This is a genomic window from Roseateles sp. P5_B10 (assembly GCF_056400485.1).
The window spans coordinates 1-3,921 of sequence record NZ_JBFULE010000499.1 but is presented as its reverse complement, the minus strand read 5'-3'; the positions used below and the strand labels follow the sequence as shown (position 1 = coordinate 3,921).

Sequence of the window (3,921 nt, the reverse complement as noted above, 5' to 3'; positions counted from 1 at the left end):
TACCTCTACTACGACGCCGACGGCCGCATGTGGCCCGTGACGCAGACCGAGGCCGGCATCAGTGCGCCGCCCAAGCCGCCCACCGGCAAGGTGCCCGCGCTGGCGGACCCGGGCCGCTCCGACCCCCGCGTGGCCGTCCAGCAGTTTGCCCAGGGCTATCCCGAAACCTGGCCTGGCAGCCCGGCGCTGGCCTCCGTCACCCGGCCTTTCGAGCAGGCCCCTGAACCGGTGGGCTTCCATCGCGACGGCGGCGGCGCCAGCCGCCTGGTGCAGACCTTCGTGCCGCGCGCCGACATCGCACTGGGCCGGCTCAGCCTGTACGCCGGCGACGGCCACGGCACGGATGCCACGCGCAGCTTGCGCCTGTCGCTGCGCGACGTGGAGGCCGGCACCGAACTGCTCGGCGCGGGCGAGGGCCTGGCCATCGCCTACCGGCCGCAAGGAGCAGGGCTGCTGAGCTTTGACTTCAGCGCCCATCCGCTGGTCGTGCTGAAGTCCGGCCGCCGCTATGCGCTGGCGCTGCAGGGCCAGAAGGATGCGCTGACGATCAATCTGCGCGCCAGCCGCAGCGACGTCTATGCCGGCGGCGAGGCCAGCCTCGACGACCGGCCGTTGAAGGACCGTGAGGGCCGACCCATGGACTTCGCGTTCGCGCTCTACGCGCGCTAGCCATGCGGAGCTGGCCCCAGGCCGCTGGGTTCGCCATCGGCGGGTCGGACATGGCAACCGTATCAATATGAAAACTCAGAAGATCACCTGCAAGGTATCGACCGCCGGTGTCGCCCGGGGCGACGGGGTCCCGGCGGATCAACTACGACGGCACCTGCTGCAAGCCATCGCCGTTGCGCCGCTGCTGCTTGGCATGCCAGCCGAGGCCGAAGAGAGAGACAGTGAGAGCGAAACCGCGCAGCCTTTCCCCTTGTCGGATGTGCGGCTGCTCGACGGTCCTTTTCGCAAGTCCCAGAGCCTCAACGCGCTCTACCTCGAGTCGCTCAACTGCGACCGCTTGCTGCACAACTTCCGGAAAAATGCGGGACTCGCTCCGAAGGCGCCGGTGTACGGCGGATGGGAGGCGGAAGGGCTTTGCCCGGGCCACACCCTGGGCCATTTTTTGAGCGCCTGCTCAATGTTGTGGGCATCCACCGGACGGGAGGGGCTGCGCGCCAGGATCGACTACGTCGTCAGTGAGCTGCAGGCCTGCCAGGCAGCGGCGCCCGGCGGCCTGGTGTGCGGCTTCCCCGATGGCGATACGCAACTGCGCAATTGCCTGGCAGGCCGCCCTGTCGTTGGAGTGCCCTGGTACACCCTGCACAAGTTGATGGCCGGTCTGCGCGACGCGTATCTGCACCGGGGGAACACCCAGGCGCTCGCGGTCCTGGTGCGTATCGGCGACTGGGTCGACGAGGCCGCGCGGCCGGTCGACGAGCCGCGCTTTCAAAAAATGCTCGATCTGGAGCACGGCGGCATGGCCGAAGTGCTGGCGGACCTGCACGCGCTGACCGGGGAGGCGCGCTACCTGCGCCTGGCTGAGCGCTTCARCCACCGGGCCCTGCTCACGCCGCTTGCCGAAGGGCGCGACACCCTCGACGGCTTGCACGCCAACACGCAGATTCCCAAGGTGATCGGCTTCGCCCGGCTGCACGGACTCACGGGACAGGCGCATTACCGGCAGGCCGCGCGCTACTTCTGGCGCACGGTAGTCGAGCAGCGCTCGTTTGCGACGGGGGGGCATGGCGACAACGAGCATTTCTTTCCGCCCGCCGAATTCGAGAAGCATCTGGCCTCGGCCTCGACCATGGAAACCTGTTGCACCTACAACATGCTGCGTCTGACGCAAGCCTTGTTCGCCGCGCAACCATCGGCCGCTTACGCCGACTATTACGAACGTGCCTTGTTCAACGGCATCCTCGCCTCCCAGGACCCGGACAGTGGCATGTTCACCTACTTCCAAGCCACCCGGCGCACCTATCCGAAGCGCTACTGCACGCATGAGCATTCGTTCTTCTGCTGCACCGGCACGGGGATGGAAAGTCACGCCAAGCACGGCGATTCCATCTATTTCCACCGTCGGGAAGTGCTGTATGTGAATCAATACATTGCGTCGGATCTGCATTGGGCCGACCAGGGTGTGCATCTGCGCCAGACGACCACGTTTCCCGAGCGCGGCGCCAGCCGCCTGACGCTACGGCTGGAGCGGCCCACAAAGCTTGTCCTCAAGCTGCGCCACCCGGGCTGGTGCCGGCAGCTGAGCGTGCGCCTGAACGGCCGCCAACTCATGGCCAGCGACAAGGCCGGGCGCTACGTGGAGCTCGCGCGCACCTGGCGCAACGGCGACGTCCTGGATATCGACCTGCCGATGCATGTGCATCTGGCACCGTTGCCGAACGCGCCCCAGATTGCGGCGCTCATGTACGGCCCCCTGGTGCTGGCCGCGCGCGTCGCCGGCCCCGCCATGGCGCCCGGTGCCGATTTGGTGGCATGGAACGTGTCGTATGGCAAGACGTTCAAGGAGCCGCTGGAGATCCTCCCGCTACCCCTGCCTGGCACCGGCCTTGATGGGGCGGTCCGGCGCGGTACTGGCCCGCTGATGTTCCATCTGAGCGGGCCGGGCCTTGGGGAGGAGTACGAACTGCTGCCGTTCCACAGAATCGCGCACGGCTACTACAACTTGTACTGGCGAAGCCCGCAGTGATGACCTCCATAGACAAGAACTTGGACCAACCCTGACAACCTGACCCCACCCCATGAGCCGACCGTTTTCTTCCCTCCTGCTGGCCCTCGTCCTTGCCTGCATCACGTCTCAGCCCCTTTCAGCGGCACCGGCCCCTAAGGAGATGCAGGTCGATCCTGCTCATAACCCTCTTATCTGGGCCGACGTCCCGGACATCGCCATCATTCGSGTAGGCAAGACCTACTACATGAGCAGCACGACGATGCACATGAGCCCRGGCCTGCCGATCATGAAGTCGACGGACCTGGTSAACTGGASCATGGCCTCSTAYGCCTATCAAACCCTTGCCGACAACGACGCCTTGCGCCTCGAAAACGGCAAGAACGCCTACGGTGAAGGCTCCTGGGCCAGCAGCCTGCGTTACCACGACGGCGTATTCCATGCCTCTACGTTCGCCGCCAACACGGGTCGCACCCACATCTACACCACGCGCGATCCGGAACGCGGCCCGTGGAAGGAGACGAGCTTCGAGCCCTTGCTGGGTGACCACAGTCTGTTCTTCGACGACGACGGTCGCGTCTACATGGTCTACGGGGGCGGCCGAATCATGCTCACCGAGATGAAACCGGATCTCTCCGGCATCAAGCCCGGCGGCGTGAACAAGGTCATCGTCGAAAACGTCAACGCCCTCTTCGGCGCCGACCAGGGCGGGCTCAAGGGCGAAGGCTCGCAGCTTTTCAAGGCCAACGGCCGCTACTACCTGTTCAACATTGCCTCACCCGGCAGCCGTTGGGCACGCACCGTCACCATCCACCGCGCCGACGCCATCGACGGCCCCTACGAAGGTCGCATCGCGCTCGATGACCGCGGTATCGCCCAGGGCGGCCTGATCGACACCCCGGAAGGCAAGTGGTACGCCTATCTCTTCAAGGACAACGCGGCCGTCGGTCGCATCCCCTACCTCGTGCCGGTGACCTGGAAAGACGGCTGGCCCGTGCTCGGCGAAAACGGCAAGGCACCCATGACGCTCGAYATCCCCGCCGGCGCACAGGGCGTCTCGGGAGCCTCCGGCATCGTCGCCTCCGACGAATTCGACCGCCGGCCCGGCGACCCCGCCCTGCCGCTGGCCTGGCAATGGAATCACAACCCGAAGCCCCATGACTGGTCGCTCACCAAGCGCCCGGGTTACCTGAGCCTCACCACCAGCCGGGTCGTTTCCACGCTGCTCGAAGCCCCGAACACGCTCACTC

3 protein-coding genes are annotated in these 3,921 nt (G+C 66.2%); all 3 read left to right on the top strand.

The annotated features are described in order from the left end of the window. Window positions 1-669: hypothetical protein (locus AC1DU6_RS22680; RefSeq protein WP_477859773.1), on the top strand; the 669-nt coding region annotated here is incomplete at its 5' end. Window positions 670-736: 67 nt separating this feature from the next. Next, entirely contained in the window at window positions 737-2,692 is a 1,956-nt protein-coding gene (locus tag AC1DU6_RS22675) for a glycoside hydrolase family 127 protein (protein WP_477859771.1), read from the top strand. A gap of 52 nt (window positions 2,693-2,744) precedes the next feature. Beyond that, window positions 2,745-3,921, top strand: a 1,177-nt coding sequence (locus AC1DU6_RS22670) for a glycoside hydrolase 43 family protein (protein ID WP_477859770.1), incomplete at its 3' end; no start/stop codon positions are given.